Source organism: Aeribacillus sp. JST-2 (assembly GCF_056032925.1).
Genome location: NZ_JBVVUU010000010.1, coordinates 68,775 through 84,590, shown reverse-complemented (window position 1 = coordinate 84,590; position 15,816 = coordinate 68,775). Strand labels below are relative to the sequence as shown.

Annotated in this window: 17 protein-coding genes; 13 read left to right on the top strand and 4 right to left on the bottom strand. The window is 41.4% G+C overall.

Going from position 1 to position 15,816, the window contains the following annotated elements; genetic code table 11:
• Nucleotides 1-37 precede the first annotated feature (37 nt).
• The 5 genes from qoxA (at nucleotide 38) to AC0KTX_RS07640 (ending at nucleotide 5,171) form a co-directional block, all read left to right on the top strand.
• Nucleotides 38-1,012: a cytochrome aa3 quinol oxidase subunit II gene (gene qoxA / locus AC0KTX_RS07660; protein ID WP_474251627.1), complete on the top strand. Its 975-nt coding sequence runs from the start codon at nucleotides 38-40 to the stop codon at nucleotides 1,010-1,012.
• Between the two features lie 23 nt (nucleotides 1,013-1,035).
• Nucleotides 1,036-2,973 (top strand): cytochrome aa3 quinol oxidase subunit I, encoded by a 1,938-nt coding sequence (gene qoxB, locus AC0KTX_RS07655; protein ID WP_474251626.1) that lies wholly within the window; start codon nucleotides 1,036-1,038, stop codon nucleotides 2,971-2,973.
• 2 nt (nucleotides 2,974-2,975) lie between these two features.
• Nucleotides 2,976-3,590: a cytochrome aa3 quinol oxidase subunit III gene (qoxC, locus tag AC0KTX_RS07650; protein ID WP_474251625.1), complete on the top strand. Its 615-nt coding sequence runs from the start codon at nucleotides 2,976-2,978 to the stop codon at nucleotides 3,588-3,590.
• 1 nt (nucleotide 3,591) lies between these two features.
• The gene (gene qoxD, locus AC0KTX_RS07645) at nucleotides 3,592-3,903 is read left to right on the top strand and encodes a cytochrome aa3 quinol oxidase subunit IV (protein ID WP_474251624.1); all 312 of its coding nucleotides are present in this window, start codon (nucleotides 3,592-3,594) and stop codon (nucleotides 3,901-3,903) included.
• Nucleotides 3,904-4,466: 563 nt separating this feature from the next.
• Nucleotides 4,467-5,171: a TrmH family RNA methyltransferase gene (locus AC0KTX_RS07640; protein WP_474251647.1), complete on the top strand. Its 705-nt coding sequence runs from the start codon at nucleotides 4,467-4,469 to the stop codon at nucleotides 5,169-5,171.
• Between the two features lie 32 nt (nucleotides 5,172-5,203).
• Here AC0KTX_RS07640 and AC0KTX_RS07635 read toward each other — a convergent pair whose 3' ends face one another.
• Entirely contained in the window at nucleotides 5,204-5,485 is a 282-nt protein-coding gene (locus tag AC0KTX_RS07635; RefSeq protein ID WP_474251623.1) for a biotin/lipoyl attachment domain-containing protein, read from the bottom strand.
• A gap of 292 nt (nucleotides 5,486-5,777) precedes the next feature.
• Here AC0KTX_RS07635 and AC0KTX_RS07630 point away from each other — a divergent pair, with 292 nt between their 5' ends.
• The 3 genes from AC0KTX_RS07630 to AC0KTX_RS07620 all read left to right on the top strand — a co-directional run bounded on the left by AC0KTX_RS07630 (nucleotide 5,778) and on the right by AC0KTX_RS07620 (nucleotide 8,858).
• The gene (locus tag AC0KTX_RS07630; RefSeq protein ID WP_474251622.1) at nucleotides 5,778-6,578 is read left to right on the top strand and encodes a glycerophosphodiester phosphodiesterase; all 801 of its coding nucleotides are present in this window, start codon (nucleotides 5,778-5,780) and stop codon (nucleotides 6,576-6,578) included.
• Nucleotides 6,579-6,819: 241 nt separating this feature from the next.
• A complete protein-coding gene (locus AC0KTX_RS07625) occupies nucleotides 6,820-7,371 on the top strand; it encodes a cysteine hydrolase family protein (RefSeq protein ID WP_474251621.1) in 552 nt (183 codons plus the stop codon).
• 20 nt (nucleotides 7,372-7,391) lie between these two features.
• Nucleotides 7,392-8,858 (top strand): nicotinate phosphoribosyltransferase, encoded by a 1,467-nt coding sequence (locus AC0KTX_RS07620; RefSeq protein ID WP_474251620.1) that lies wholly within the window; start codon nucleotides 7,392-7,394, stop codon nucleotides 8,856-8,858.
• A gap of 53 nt (nucleotides 8,859-8,911) precedes the next feature.
• Here the strand turns inward: AC0KTX_RS07620 and AC0KTX_RS07615 are convergent, their stop codons facing one another.
• Nucleotides 8,912-9,721, bottom strand: a complete 810-nt coding sequence (locus tag AC0KTX_RS07615) for a bifunctional hydroxymethylpyrimidine kinase/phosphomethylpyrimidine kinase (protein WP_474251619.1) — start codon at nucleotides 9,719-9,721, stop codon at nucleotides 8,912-8,914.
• Between the two features lie 165 nt (nucleotides 9,722-9,886).
• On the opposite strand from AC0KTX_RS07615, the gene AC0KTX_RS07610 reads away from it, so the two are divergent.
• Entirely contained in the window at nucleotides 9,887-10,459 is a 573-nt protein-coding gene (locus AC0KTX_RS07610; protein WP_474251618.1) for a TetR/AcrR family transcriptional regulator, read from the top strand.
• Nucleotides 10,460-10,546: 87 nt separating this feature from the next.
• On the top strand, nucleotides 10,547-11,488 hold the full coding sequence (locus tag AC0KTX_RS07605; protein ID WP_474251617.1) for an NAD(P)H-binding protein: 942 nt from the start codon (nucleotides 10,547-10,549) through the stop codon (nucleotides 11,486-11,488).
• A gap of 22 nt (nucleotides 11,489-11,510) precedes the next feature.
• On the opposite strand, the gene AC0KTX_RS07600 is transcribed toward AC0KTX_RS07605, so the two are convergent.
• On the bottom strand, nucleotides 11,511-12,134 hold the full coding sequence (locus tag AC0KTX_RS07600; protein ID WP_474251616.1) for a L,D-transpeptidase: 624 nt from the start codon (nucleotides 12,132-12,134) through the stop codon (nucleotides 11,511-11,513).
• 135 nt (nucleotides 12,135-12,269) lie between these two features.
• Here AC0KTX_RS07600 and AC0KTX_RS07595 point away from each other — a divergent pair, with 135 nt between their 5' ends.
• On the top strand, nucleotides 12,270-12,524 hold the full coding sequence (locus AC0KTX_RS07595; protein ID WP_474251615.1) for a hypothetical protein: 255 nt from the start codon (nucleotides 12,270-12,272) through the stop codon (nucleotides 12,522-12,524).
• Nucleotides 12,525-12,543: 19 nt separating this feature from the next.
• On the opposite strand, the gene AC0KTX_RS07590 is transcribed toward AC0KTX_RS07595, so the two are convergent.
• Nucleotides 12,544-13,422, bottom strand: a complete 879-nt coding sequence (locus AC0KTX_RS07590) for a helix-turn-helix domain-containing protein (protein WP_474251614.1) — start codon at nucleotides 13,420-13,422, stop codon at nucleotides 12,544-12,546.
• Between the two features lie 219 nt (nucleotides 13,423-13,641).
• Here AC0KTX_RS07590 and AC0KTX_RS07585 point away from each other — a divergent pair, with 219 nt between their 5' ends.
• Both AC0KTX_RS07585 and galE read left to right on the top strand, forming a co-directional pair.
• Nucleotides 13,642-14,820: a galactokinase gene (locus AC0KTX_RS07585; protein ID WP_474251613.1), complete on the top strand. Its 1,179-nt coding sequence runs from the start codon at nucleotides 13,642-13,644 to the stop codon at nucleotides 14,818-14,820.
• 2 nt (nucleotides 14,821-14,822) lie between these two features.
• Complete coding sequence (gene galE, locus AC0KTX_RS07580; RefSeq protein ID WP_474251612.1) at nucleotides 14,823-15,815, top strand: UDP-glucose 4-epimerase GalE; 993 nt, start codon at nucleotides 14,823-14,825, stop codon at nucleotides 15,813-15,815.
• Nucleotide 15,816: the final 1 nt, after the last annotated feature.

Below are 15,816 nucleotides of genomic sequence, written 5' to 3'. Positions count from 1 at the left end.
TTTTGGCACATTTTTGAAAATCCTAGGGGGGATCACAATGCCGGCCAAACCAAGTTGGCTGAAGTTGGTTATGAAAGTTTTGCCATTATCCGTTTTGCTCCTGCTATCAGGATGCAGCGAACGGTTTGTCTTATTAAATCCAAAGGGGCCGGTAGCGGCTGTTCAAAAAGATTTAATCCTTTGGTCTGTTGGATTTATGCTTTTGATTATTGTCGTCATTTTTTCATTGTTTGCGATTATTTTGTGGAAATACAGGGAAAGACCTGACAATATGGATTATGAACCGCCCGAACAGCATGGGAATACAGTGCTTGAAATTGTTTGGACGGCGATTCCTGTGTTGATTGTCATTGCTTTGGCGATTCCAACGATAAAAGCGACATTTGAACTTGAAAAACCGCCTAAGGAATCAAGAGGTGTGGAGCCTATTGTCATCCATGCAACAGCAGCAGATTGGAAATGGATTTTCAGCTACCCGGAGGAAAATATCGAAACGGTTAATTATGTCAACATTCCAAAAGATGTTCCGGTGGAATTTAAATTAACAGCTGTTGGCGGGATGAGCGCTTTGTGGATTCCGGAGTTGGGCGGACAAAAATATAATATGGCTGGAATGGGAATGACTCTTTATTTGGAAGCTGACCATGTCGGTACGTTTAAAGGGCGAAATTCAAACTTTACAGGAGAAGGATTTGCTCATCAAACATTTGATGTCAATGCAATGGAAAAAGAAGATTTTTATAAATGGGTGAAAGAAACACAAGCATCTGCTCCATTGCTGACGAAAAAACAATTTAACGAAATCATCCAAGTCGGTGTTTTAAAAGATCAATTGACTTTTTCGGGAACGCATTTGGCGTGGGTCGATTTTGCGAAACAAGGCGAACATTTAGAAAATATGCCCGCGAAAGAAAAGCACGGCACGATAAAATTGGAGGAAGTTGAACAGAAAGATGATTCTGACCATCAAGATAACCGTGAACAAGAAAACCATCAACACCATGGACATTAATCGAAAGGAAGGAGGAACGGGCTGTGAAATGGGATGAATTTTTTGTTACCGGCGAACCCCTTATCTATATGGCGGATGCAGCCATTGTATTAACGATCATTGGAATTGTTTTTGTACTAACTTACTTTAAAAAATGGAAATGGCTTTGGAAAGAGTGGTTAACAACTGTTGACCATAAAAAGATCGGGATCATGTACATTATTTCCGCTGTGTTAATGCTTTTCCGAGGGGGCGTAGACGCACTTTTAATGCGCGCCCAATTGACAGTGCCTAACAATACGTTTTTAGATTCACAGCATTATAATGAAATTTTCACTACACATGGAACGATTATGATCTTATTTATGGCAATGCCGTTCATATTCGGGCTTATGAATATTGCGGTTCCTCTGCAAATTGGAGCAAGAGATGTGGCGTTTCCGTATTTGAACGCTCTCAGCTTCTGGACGTTTTTCTTTGGCGCTTTGCTGTTCAACATTTCATTTGTGATCGGCGGTTCACCTGATGCAGGGTGGACGGCATATATGCCTCTTGCCGGAAATGAACTCAGCCCGGGGCCAGGGCAAAACTATTATTTGTTGGGATTGCAAATTTCAGGGATTGGCTCCTTAATCTCCGGCATTAACTTCATTGTCACGATTTTGAAAATGAGAGCGCCGGGAATGACGTTGATGCGTATGCCGATGTTTACTTGGTCAACGCTGATTACATCGATTTTGATTGTTTTTGCCTTTCCGGTATTAACGGTCGCCCTTGCCTTGATGACATTGGACAGAATATTTGGTACACACTTTTTTACGCTTTCAGGTGAGGGTATGCCAATGCATTGGGCGAACCTTTTCTGGATCTGGGGGCATCCGGAAGTGTACATTGCCATTTTGCCAGCGTTTGGAGTTTTTTCAGAAGTTGTCTCAACTTTTGCGAGAAAACGTCTTTTCGGCTATACGGCCATGGTTTGGTCGATGGTGGCGATTTCCGTTTTAAGCATGCTCGTTTGGGTGCACCACTTTTTCACGATGGGTTCAGGCGCTCCGGTTAATGCGTTTTTCTCTGTGTCCACGATGGCGATTGCCATACCGACAGGGGTAAAAATCTTTAACTGGCTCTTTACCCTTTATAAGGGACGGATTAAGTTGACATCTGCAATGCTATGGTCTTTGGCGTTTATCCCGACTTTCGTCATCGGCGGGGTTACAGGCGTAATGCTTTCGATGGCTGCGGCTGATTACCAATATCATAATACGTATTTTCTTGTCGCCCATTTTCATAACACGTTAATTTGCGGTACGGTCTTTGCTGTTTTTGCCGCGCTTCACTATTGGTACCCGAAAATGTTTGGCGTCATTTTAAATGAAAAGCTTGGCAAAATTACGTTCTGGTTTTTCATGCTTGGCTTTAATGTCTGTTTCTTGCCGCAATATGTATTAGGATTTATGGGCATGCCAAGAAGAATTTACACATATCCAGCAGATGCCGGCTGGACGGAATTAAACGTCATTTCGACAATTGGCGCTGTTATGATGGGAATTGGTTTTATCTTCCTGTGCATTAATGTTGTGTACACGTACTTTAAAGGCGAACGGGATCTCACAGGCGATCCTTGGGACGGCCGCACTTTAGAGTGGTCCATTTCTTCTCCCGCACCACATTACAACTTTGCAGTAACACCGGAAGTGAAAGGTCTTGATGCTTGGTGGTTGATGAAGAAGGAGCGGAAAGAAGGAAAAGCAGAAGAGCCTGAATACAAACCCATTCATATGCCATCAAATTCGGGGCGGCCTTTCATCATGTCTGTCTTCCTCTTTATAGCGGGATTTGGTTTAGTTTTTGAATGGATGTCTGTTGCCATCATCGGTCTGATCGGCGTCATCATCTGCATGATTTTGCGTTCTTTTGAGTACGATGATGGGTACCATGTGCCGGTCGAAGAAATTCAACAAACGGAAGCAAGGAGGGAGTAAAAATGGCGGAAATGGCTCAAAAACATGCGAATGTTCCGCTAGAGTATTCAACGAAACAAAATCAATTAAATATTTTAGGTTTTTGGATTTTTCTTGGAGCGGAATTTGCTCTGTTTGCCACCCTCTTTGCTACGTATCTAGTGCTCGTCCCCAGAACGGCGGGCGGACCGGGGCCGGAGGAACTGTATGAGTTGAAAACGGTTTTGATTGAAACGTTTCTTCTGCTTACAAGTAGCTTTACCTGCGGCCTTGCCGTCTATGAAATGCGAAGAGGCAAAAAGACGGGGATGATCGGTTGGTTGATTGTCACTATTTTATTAGGCGCCGGCTTTTTGTACTTTGAAATCGAGGAGTTTATTTTGTATGCTGTGCATGAAGGAGCAACAATGCAAACAAGTGCGTTCCTTTCATCCTTCTTCACGCTTGTTGGAACGCATGGTATTCATGTAACGATCGGGATATTTTGGATAATATTTATTATTTTGCAAGTGATGAAAAGAGGTCTTAATGCGGATACAGCAAGAAAAGTGTTCATTTCTAGTCTGTACTGGCATTTCCTTGATGTTATTTGGATTTTTCTCTTCACACTCGTCTATTTGACAGGGATGGTGAGTTAACATGGCACGAACACAAAACGAGAAAGGATTTCCTTGGAAGCATGTCTTCGGGTTTTTGTTGTCAATTGTCTTGACTTTGTTGGCGGTCTGGATTGCATTTTCATCCGGCCTGCCTGCAAAAACGATTATTGCGTTGATTGTCATACTAGCGTTCTGCCAGGCGTTTATTCAGCTAGTATTGTTTATGCACATGAATGAGGGGGCAAGTGGGTCTTGGCAGGCGACAATGATTTATTATGGAATTTATATAGCTATTGTCATTGTGGCCGGGTCCATTTGGGTTATGACATTTGGACATCAGCATCATCATTAATAGCAAAAAAGAACTGTTTATTAGGAGCTTTAAGGAAAGACCACGGAATTCACCAATGAATGTCTGTGGTCTTTTTTTGCCGCATAGCGCCCTTTTTCGTGAAAGGGCTGTCTAAAAAGCTCGAAATTAACAAGGACAAGAAAAATAACATGGTTTTTCTTTGTCTTAGGAGTAATTTGGGAAATGGAATATTTCATCCATTTCAATAGGTTGTGAGTCATCGCTTTTTTAGTGATATCAAATTGTTTATAATGTGGACAAATTTATTCACAATTGTTGATAAAATGATCATATATATTGTAGGGAACAGATGTGCTAACACGAAATGTGGATATTGTTTGTGGACATGTGGATAAACCATGTGGAAAACTTGTTTATAAAAGGGGATTGTTTGTGAATATTGAGGGAAACTACTGTCAAAAAAGATCATGAATACGACAATTAAGAGACTATTTGTGGATAAATTATGTGTCAACATTTCAGAGTAGATTTTTTGTCAACAAAAAGTATAATGGACTAGGATAGCCATTCTTACGCCATCGGTTGCTATGTAAAGGAGTGTGATCCAAAAAGTGGCTCAACAAGCAATTGTGGAAACATTGCTGGCAGAGGGAATCGTTATGGAAGACGATCTCGAAGTTCTGGAAATGATTGTTCCAGGGAGATTGCATCGTTTGTATAATGTTTTAGCAGAGAGAACCCGCTACATTTCCATTCTGTTAGAAGCCGTTGATGATGGACACAATCAAGCTGCCGTTCTACGTTCTGCTGAGGCGTTTGGCGTCCAAGATATCACCGTTGTAACTGGAAGGGCGCCTTTTCAACCGCATGAATTAATTACGAAAAGTGCAGATAAATGGTTGACGATCCGCCGTCAACCGGATATACGGACTGCCATCAACCATTTAAAAAAGAAGGGTTATCAAGTATTTGCCAGTCATTTAAGTGAACAAGCGGTTCCACTTGAACAACTTGATGTCAATCGACCTACTGTCCTTATTTTTGGGAATGAGCATAGCGGTGTTTCCGAAGATGCGGTTCGTTATGCGGACGGAACATTTGTCATTCCAATGAAAGGATTTGTGCAAAGTCTCAATATTTCTGTTGCTGCAGCTTTATCCATAAAATTTTTAACAGATAAAGCAAGGAGAATGGCCGGCGGCAAGTACTACTTGACAGTGGAAGAAAAGAGGGAGATTTTTCGGGAGTGGATGCTCAAATCTTTAAACAGACGGCTGCGAACGATAATTGGCAATCGCTGCAATTAACGACCCCTCTTTCTCTCGGGGTCATATCTCCTTCAATCGCTCCCAGTCACCAACAGATCATCATCGATATAGGCAAGCACTGTACCTGGAATGACCCGGTCTCCTTCGCTAACAGTGAATTTCTCGATGATTCCGCTAATGCCAACGCTGATTTGCACGACAGCACCATCATCGGTTTGAATGGCTAAAAGCGGCTCCCATTCATAAATTCGATTTTTTGCTTTTGTCATAATTTTTTTTACAATTCCATCAAACGGACTCGTCACAATTTCTTTATTTCCCCATGTTTTTGTCATAACATCCTTTCTAATCATTCAATCACTCTCCTTAAATTATGGATTTGAATTACCCTTCAATCAAAGACGAAAAATGACATTGGAACAAAAGACGAGCAGCAGCATGTTCATGATGGGGTGTAATGTGCAATGGATGGAATGATGAAAGTATATTTTGAGACTATTTTTCTATATTCTAAATATTATTCTATTCATTTTTAAAATATCCTGCAAATAAAATGTGTTTTTTTAAAAAATGTTCAAAATGTTTTCAAACCATTACATATCCATTATACAAAGATACCAAAAAAATAAAGATGGAGTGATGAAAATGCTGCGTTATTTCCGTTATTCTATTCACCGCATCTTATATAATATTTTGGCAGCTCCCAAAAGGTTGGAGAAAATATTGGTTGTTGCGCATCGGGGGGCATCAGGATATGCTCCGGAAAATACGCTGGCATCTTTTGATCTGGCCGTCGAGATGGGAGCGGATTTTTTAGAATTGGATGTACGGTTGACAAAAGATGGACGCTTTGCTGTTATACACGATGAAAAGGTTGATCGGACGACAAACGGCAGAGGTTATGTCAAAGACTTTTTGTATGAAGATTTGAAAAAGCTTGATGCCGGGTCTTGGTTTTCCCAAAAGTTCTCCGGGCAAACAATTCCTTCTTTAACCGATGTATTGAATCGATATAGAGGAAAAATTAAATTTTTAATAGAGGTGAAGGATCCCTCCAAGCAGCTGGGGATTGCCAATAAATTGGCTAAAGAACTTGTTTTGCACAAAATGGATAATTCCGGTCAGATGGAGGTCATTGTCCAATCGTTTGATATTGCCTTTTTAAAGCAATTCAACCGCCTCCTGCCCAATGTTCCGCTCGGAGTGCTGATCAGCTACAAACATGGTTTGACAGCGGAAAAACAGCTTAAAGACTTTTCGTCTTTTGCCTCTTATATTAATCCCAATAAAATGCTTGTTACCCGTAAATTTGTTCGTAAAATTCATCAACACGGTTTAAAAATCATGCCTTATACAGCACGGGACAAAAAAACGATCCAACATTTGCGAGCGATGAACGTTGACGGCATCATTACGGACTATCCGGATTATTTAACAGGAGACTAAACGGAGTGATGGCGGATAAGGTTTGCTATAGATTGTTAGCTTGCATGTCTGCCTGTCTAAGAAGGAAAGAGGTTGCAAACCATTGGTGATATTATTGAATGGTTGTTTAGAAAGGAGTACAATACGATTAGTTCCTTATAAGGGGGGTTATTCCGGCAAAACAGATAACACTTTCTGCCTTCAGTTTTGCGCAGTGGTTTAGGGTGGAAGTATTTGATCGAGGATGAGGGGGAGTGGCGGTATGGCTTTAAAAGCATTGATTAATATCGATTATACATTTGATTTTGTTGCGGATGAAGGGGCTTTATCTTGCGGAAAACCCGGCCAAGAGATTGAAAACGAGATTGTGGGCATTACAAATCAGTTTATAGAAAATGGCGATCTTGTTGTGTTTGCGGTTGATGTTCATGAAAAAGACAATCCGTACCATCCGGAAACAAAGCTTTTTCCTCCGCATAATATCCGAAACACCGCCGGACGCCGATTATACGGAAAGCTTCAAAATACATATGAAACGCATAAAAACCGGGAAAATGTATTTTTTCTCGATAAAACAAGATATTCGGCATTTGCCGGGACATCCTTGGAGCTTATATTGCGGGAGAGAGGCATTCAAGAGCTTCATTTGGTCGGCGTTTGCACGGATATTTGCGTCTTGCATACAGCGATTGACGCTTACAATAAAGGGTTTCAAATCGTTATTTATGAAAATGCAGTTGCCAGTTTTAACGAAGCAGGGCATCATTGGGCTCTCCAACACTTTGAAAATACATTAGGAGCAAGAGTGATATAATAATCTGGGGGTTTTTTCACATGGAGACATATAAAGATAACGGACTCGCTCTTCATACCGATTTATACCAGATCAACATGGTGGAATCGTATTGGAGGGATGGCGTCCATCAGAAAAAAGCGGTCTTTGAATTGTTTTTTCGCAAGCTGCCTTTTGGGAGCGGTTATGGAATTTTTGCAGGCTTGGAGCGGATTATTGAGTTTATTCAGAATTTTCGTTTTACGGAAGAAGACCTTGCGTATTTGAAAGAACAGCTAAACTATCAAGAGGATTTTATTGAATATTTGGCCAATCTTCGTTTTACAGGAACGATTCGTTCGATGCAGGAAGGCGAGCTTGTATTTGGCAATGAACCGATCATCCGTGTTGAAGCGCCGCTCGGGGAAGCGCAGCTGATTGAAACGGCACTGTTAAATATTGTGAATTATCAAACGCTCATCGCAACAAAAGCTTCCAGAATCAAACAAATTATTGGTGATGAAGCGGCACTCGAGTTTGGGACAAGAAGGGCTCATGAAATGGATGCGGCTATTTGGGGCACACGTGCAGCCTATATTGCCGGCTTTGAAGGAACGAGCAATGTCAGAGCAGGAAAAATCTTTGGCATTCCCGTATCAGGAACACATGCACATGCTTTTGTACAAGCGTATCGGGATGAGTATGTCGCTTTTTGCAAATATGCGCAAACTCATAAAAATTGCGTTTTTTTAGTGGATACTTATGACACGCTCCGCTCCGGAGTTCCGAATGCGATTCGGGTAGCGAAAGAATTCGGGGACAGCATTAATTTTATCGGTATTCGGATTGATAGCGGCGATTTAGCTTATTTATCCAAAAAGGCGAGAAAAATGCTTGATGATGCCGGTTTTCATGATGCAAAAATCATTGCTTCCAGCGATCTCGATGAACATACGATTGTCAATCTAAAGGCTGAAGGGGCAAAAATTGATGTTTGGGGAATTGGGACAAAGCTGATTACCGCTTATGACCAACCCGCATTGGGAGCGGTTTATAAACTGGTGGCGATTGAAGGGGAAAATGGAGAACTTATGGATACGATAAAAATTTCCTCCAACCCCGAAAAAGTCACAACGCCTGGTTTGAAAAATGTATATCGCATCATTAATAATCATGATCACAAGGCAGAGGGGGATTATATTACACTGCAATTCGAACGGCCTGAACAAGAAAAAAGGCTGAAAATGTTCCATCCCGTCCATACATTTATCAAAAAATATGTAACAAATTTTACGGCAAAGGATTTGCATCACGACATTTTTGTTGACGGCAAGCTCATCTATCAATCTCCGCCATTGGAAGAAATACGCCGATATGTAAAAGAGAACCTAGCGCTTTTATGGGATGAATATAAACGTATCTTAAATCCGGCCGAATACCCAGTCGATTTAAGCCAGTTGTGTTGGGAAAACAAAATGAGAAATATTGAGGAAGTCAAACGAAAAGTGGATCAATTGGATGTGGATTGAATGAAGCCGAACGAAAAGATCGCCATCTGTGTATCTTATCGTTCGGCTTTCTATTATTCATATAATCTTAATGCTGCATGGCATGTCGGGCCGACGAATTCATTTAATGGGAATGAATGGCGAAGAGCTGCTGTAATAAATTTTTTTGCCGAATAAACGGCTTGTTTCACAGATTTTCCTTTCGCCAATTCTGCGGTGATGGCGCTTGAAAACGTACAGCCGGCTCCATGTGTATACGTAGTGTTGATTCGTTCGTCTTCTAACAATTCAATCTCTTTGCCGTCATATAGTACATCAATGGCATATTTGTGCTCCAATTTTCCTCCGCCTTTTACTAAAACATATTGTGCACCAAGGTTGTGGATGATTTTGGCCGCTTCTTTCATTTGCTCGACAGTTTGAATCGAGCCAAGCCCGCTCAACTGGCCTGCTTCGAAAAGATTCGGCGTTATGATTGTCGCGACAGGTGTCAGAAATTTGCGAATCGCATCTGCATGATCAGGATAGAGCACTTCATCGGCTCCTTTACATACCATGACAGGGTCAATGACAACATTTTGCAATCCGTATTTTTTGATGGTTTTTGCAGCAAGCTCAACAATTTTTGCCGTTGGAAGCATGCCGGTTTTCATCGCATCTACACCGATTCCCTCAATAATTGTCGCAAGTTGCGCTTTGATCGTGTCGATTTTAATCGGAAAAACTTGATGCTGCCAGCCGTTATGAGGATCCATCGCAACAATTGTTGTAATGGCGGTCATCCCATAGACTCCATATTCCTGAAACGTTTTTAAATCAGCCTGTAAACCGGCGCCGCCGCTGGAATCTGATCCGGCAATCGTTAATGCTTTTTTCATCGACAACTCGTCCCCTCCATCCTGCTGTGAAAATCCTATAAAAACATTATAGCAGGTTATCGATGGAGGAAAGAAATTTTGCATAAGACATTGCCGAAATCTAGAGTAGGGTATAAAATAAAATTAACCGTTGGTTAATAAACAGATGTTGCGAACGGAGGAAAGCAGGAAATGGCGCCTAGAAAAGCGGACATTGAATTAACGAAAGAAGCGATCATGAATGCCGCCCGGGAGCTCTTTGTTGAAAAAGGCTATGATCATGTTTCTATGCGGTCGATTGCCAATGAATTACATTGCACCCATGGCGCGATTTATTACCATTTTCAAAATAAAGCAGAGCTGTTTTACAAAATTGTGCAAGCGGATTTTCAATTTTTAGATCGGTTATTAGAAAAAACGCTGCAGGCATCATACGCTTCCAAGGAAGAAGCGCTGAAAACGATCTTGTTAAAGTTTATTGAATTCGGGCTTACATATAAAAACCATTATAAGTTGATGTTTTTAACAAAAAATTTGGAACTTGATATGTTGAAGGAGCAGGAGCCAAATAAGTCATATGAACGTTTTGCACAAGCTGTTTTTCAGTTTGCCCCAAATAAAGTCAACCCAACAGTCATTTGGTGCCTGTTTCTTGCATTAAGCGGTTTTGTAACAAAATATGTTCAAACCGACGCAACATATGAAGATATGGAAGGACTGGCTAAACAATATGTTGCTTTTCTTATTAAAGGATTTATTGAATAAATGCGTATTGATCAACACTTCAAGCCGGGAGAGGCTCTTGCACATTTTATTAACCGATGGTTAATTTTTTGAATGGAGGTAAAAAAGGTGAAAAAAGCGGTCGTATTAGGTGCAACAGGCGGAATGGGTTATCATTTGGTGAACGAATTGGCGACTAAAGAGAATGTAGAGGTGGTCGCTTTCGCCCGCAATGAAGAAAAAATGAAAAAACGGTTTGCTCCTTTAAGCAGCAACATCAACATGATGGCTGGAGATGCGCTCGATCAATCGAGCATCATCCGAGCATGTGAAGGAGCGGAATGGATTTTCCATGCCATCAACATCCCCTATCCGGAGTGGGAACGGAATCTTCCGCTTATCATGCAAAATGTGATAGCTGCCGCAAAAAAGGAAAAAGCAAAGCTTGTTGTCGTTGACAACATTTATGCATATGGCCGGTCAAACGGCAAAAAAATATCAGAATCAGAGCAAAAAAATCCCCATACAAAAAAGGGGAAAATAAGGTTGCGCTTGGCTGAAATGGTGGAAAAGAGCGGAGCGGACTATTTAATCGCTCATTTTCCTGATTTTTACGGGCCTAACGGGAAAAAAACTTTGCTGAATTATACTTTTCAAAAGGTTATTCAAAATAAACCATCTCAGTTTATCGGAGACTTAAATATACCGAGGGAATATATTTTCTTGCCGGACGGCGCCAAAGCGCTGGTAAAACTTGCGCTGCGGGATGATACGTATTGCGAGCACTGGAATATCCCCGGCTCGGGAACGATTAAAGGCCATGAAATAATTGCAATTTTGCGGGCAAAACTTCAATATACAAAGAAAGTCCGTACGATTACAAAAACAATGATTTCATTTTTAGGATTTTTCAGCCCGATGATGAAGGAAATGGTAGAAATGATGTATTTAACAGAAGAACCTGTTGTTTTATCAGGTGAAAAATTTGAATCAAGAATTGGTCCGTTGCCGAAGACCTCTTATGAACACGGGATCTTGGCAACGATTGAATATATGAAACATCGGGAATAACTTCTTCGGAGCTGCGATGTTGTTATCGTTTGATGAAAGCGCCGAGCGGAGAATACAATTTTTCTGGCGATTTGTTGACTTCTTCTCTGGCAAATAAAACTCTGCCGTTGCGAATGATGACTGGGATCCCCTGTTCAGAATAATAGCCGTTTTCTTTTGCAATTGTTTCAAAGCTTTTATCTGAACGTATGATTATCACTGGGGTGTACAAATCTACTTGATCAAAAAGCCAGCGAATTTCTTCGTTGTGCATGCGGACGCAGCCGCTGCTTGCATACGTTCCAATAGAGCGGGGATTGTTATTGCCGTGAATGGCAAAATTGTTTCCGTAATAGCCTAGAGCATCAAGTCCTAACCAGCGATCCCCCAGCGGATTTTTTGGGTCTCCGCCGGGGATTTGTTCTTTGTAATACGGGCGGTTCTTAATTTTCCAGACAATCGGGAAAATCCCTTCAGGGGTTAAGGAGGAATTTTTCCCGGTGGCAACTGAAAATTCTCTCACGATTGTCCCATTTTGAAAAAAAGCTAATTTGTTTGTGTTTTTATTAATGATAATCAGCTGCCTTGCTGCGTTTTCCTCCGCTGTGGCGTGGAATGAAAAGGAGGAAAATAGAACTAAGACAAACAAAATTGCAACTTTTCGCATTTTTCTTTTCCTTTCCCATTATGTCTTTCTGTTCCATAAACCAGCTTATGTCCGTTAATAAAAAATATTCAACATCACGGACGAAACTTTTCAACACTCTTAAATTTTCGTATGATTATGAATGGGTGAATCGGTATGGGAAACAAAGTTGATAAGTTGTATGATGAAATATACGGAAAGATTGCTGAATATCACGAGAATGTCAACCAGTTTCTTGCACAAATGGATGAAAATGAATCCTCTGTGACAGAAGAAGAAAAGGAGAAGATTGAGCGGATGGAACTGGCTCTGCAAATCTCGAGGGATATACTCGAAAATATTATGACCCCCGGAACGACGATGACCATTATGCATAAAAAAGGCTCGTTTACCATCCGCATTGATGAATGACCACTTTGTTGCAAACGTTTCAAATAAAATCTTTTGGCTGCATGTGCTTTTCTCCTTTGCGAAATTGGGTAGGGGAACAACCGACAGCCTTTTGGAAAACTTTGTTCAAGTAATTAGCGTTTCGGTATCCGACGAATTTTGCAATGTCTTCCACTGAATATTTCGTGTTCTCTAAAAGATCCATTGCTTTTTCCAAGCGAATGTTCGTTAAATATTGGATCGGCGTCTTTCCTGTGCTTTTTTTAAAAACCCTTGTAAAATGATAGCGTGATAAACCGGAAGCGGCAGCCATATCATCAGGTCCAATATTGGACTGGAAATGATTTTTGGCGTAAAGAACTGCCCTTACAATGCTTTCGGGCCATGTCTTCATTTCCTTATCGACTGTTGATAAATGTTGATATAGTTCCATTATAAACTGATAGGCCAGGCTTGAGGCCTTAAATGCGTTTGTGATCTTTTTCCTTTCCGCCTCGTCATAAATTTGCTTCAGTAATTGAATGGTTGATGATTCGGGATGAAAATACAGCACCTGTTCCGATTTTTTGCGTACGGTTCCCCAGCATCGGTCCGCTTCTTTTCCGCATAATGTTATATAGATAAATTCCCATTGCCCGCTGTCTTTCGGAAGAAAATAACGATAATTGCTAGGACTTGAAACGATAAATGCATATCCAGGCGAGACTTTATACTGCTTGCCGTTGATCTCAATCAATCCATACCCTGAAAGGGTGTATTGAAAAATGCATTTATCGATGTCTTTTCGTTCAATTCCGTTCCAATGATAAATTTGCGATTTTTGTTCGTCCCAGCCAACAGACCAAATTTGGGCGACTTCTTGCGTAATCGGGTCAGAAAAACGAAAAGCAAAATGACCGAATCGTTTTTCCTTTGCCACTCTTTCTGTCTCCTTTCGTTGAAAGCAAAAAATCACAGACAAAAAAGTTCCTCGATAAGGGTTCTTTATACCATTATAATCTTTCATAATGAGAGATGAGCAAAAAAGTGCTATTTTGTGCAAATGAATTTACCATTGTGCTTTTTTTTGCCCATTTATATAATGAAGACAAAAGATCAACATGAATGCGTTTCCAACATTTTTGTAAGGAGGATCAAAATGTACAATGAGTTAGTTAATAAATTTAAGAAAGTATTTGCAGATGGTGGAACACCGCGTGTATTCTTTGCGCCCGGCCGTGTCAATCTTATCGGCGAGCATACGGATTATAATGGCGGGCATGTATTTCCGTGCGCTTTAGATGTTGGAACATATGCGGTAGCCCAATTGAGGGAGGATCAAAAAGTCCGTTTATACTCCATGAACTTTGAGGAAATTGGCATCGTTGAATTTCTTTTGCAAGAAGATTTGGTTTATGAAAAGGCTCACGACTGGGCGAACTATCCAAAAGGAGTGTTGAAGGAATTTGCCGATCGGGGCTGGGGTGTCAATAAAGGGGTTGATGTTCTATATTACGGCAATATTCCGAACGGAGCCGGCCTTTCTTCTTCCGCCTCGATTGAACTGGCAACGGCCGTTATGCTGAACGAGTTATTTGAAATAAATGCCGATACACTTGAACTTGTCAAGCTGTCCCAACATGTGGAAAATGAGTTTATCGGTGTCAATTGCGGAATACTGGATCAATTTTCTATTGGCATGGGGAAAAAGGACAGCGCCGTTCTTTTAAATTGCCAAACTCTTGAATATCAATACAGCCCGCTGAAGCTGGAGGATGCGGTGATCATCATCGCCAACACAAACAAGCGGAGACAACTCGGGGAATCAAAATATAATGAACGCCGCAGCGAATGCGAAAGAGCTTTAAAAGATTTGCAAAAAGTTTTGAATATATCATCATTAGGAGAATTGACACCGGAACAATTTGAGCAGCACAAACACTTGATCGAAGATGAAACGTGCAGAAAGCGGGCAAAACATGCCGTTTATGAAAACGCGAGAACGTTGAAAGCAGTTGAATATTTAAATAATGGCAATATCGAACAATTTGGTAAACTAATGAATGAATCGCATGTCTCCCTGCGAGACGACTATGAAGTGACGGGAAAAGAACTAGACTCGCTTGTTCAAGCTGCTTGGGAGACAAATGGAGTGATCGGATCGCGCATGACCGGTGCAGGATTCGGGGGATGTACAGTCAGCATTGTGAAAAAGGATGCGGTCGAAACATTTAAAAAGCAGGTAGGAGAAAGATACACGAAAGAGACGGGCCTTGTGGCTGATTTTTATGTTGTCAACGTTGGCGACGGGGCGCGTGAAATCAAAAGGGAGGTATAAAAATGGCAATTTTAGTATGCGGAGGAGCCGGCTATATCGGCAGCCATGCGGTGGCGGAATTGTTGAATAGAGGGGAAGAGGTTGTCGTTGTCGATAATTTGCAAAAAGGGCATAAACAAGCTGTGCTTACTGGTGCGAAATTTTATGAAGGAGATTTGCGGGATAAAAATTTCCTCACCAATGTTTTTCAAGAAAATGAAATCGAGGCCGTTATGCATTTTGCAGCGGATTCCCTCGTTGGCGAAAGCGTCCAGGATCCGCTGAAATATTATGACAACAATGTATATGGAGCAGTTTGCCTCCTTGACATTATGAACAAGTTCGATGTCAAAAAAATTGTTTTTTCCTCGACGGCTGCAACATATGGTGAACCGAAAAACATCCCGATCTTGGAGACGGATCCGACGGAACCGACAAATCCTTATGGCGAGACTAAGCTTGCGATTGAAAAAATGCTGAAATGGGCGGACAAGGCATACGGCATCAAATATATAGCGCTTCGGTATTTCAATGTGGCAGGAGCCCACATGGAAGGAATCTTAGGCGAGGATCATCATCCTGAGACGCACCTCATCCCGATTATTTTGCAAGTGGCGTTGAACAAACGTGATCATATTGACGTCTTCGGTGATGATTACGACACACATGACGGCACATGCATTCGCGATTACATTCATGTAATGGATTTGGTCGAGGCTCATATTTTAGCCATTCAACAATTGCGTCAAACTCATGCAAGTGACGTTTATAACCTTGGCAACGGCAACGGCTTTACTGTCAAGGAAGTGATTGAAGCGGCCAGAGAAGTTACGGGGCACCCGATACCGGCGAAGATTGCTCCTAGGAGAGCGGGGGATCCGGCGAAATTGGTCGCTTCCAGTGAAAAAGCAATGAAAAAATTGGGATGGAAGCCCCGTTACGCCGATATTCACACGATCATTGAAAGTGCATGGAAATGGTTCCAGGAACATCCGGACGGCTATGATAAAGAATGAG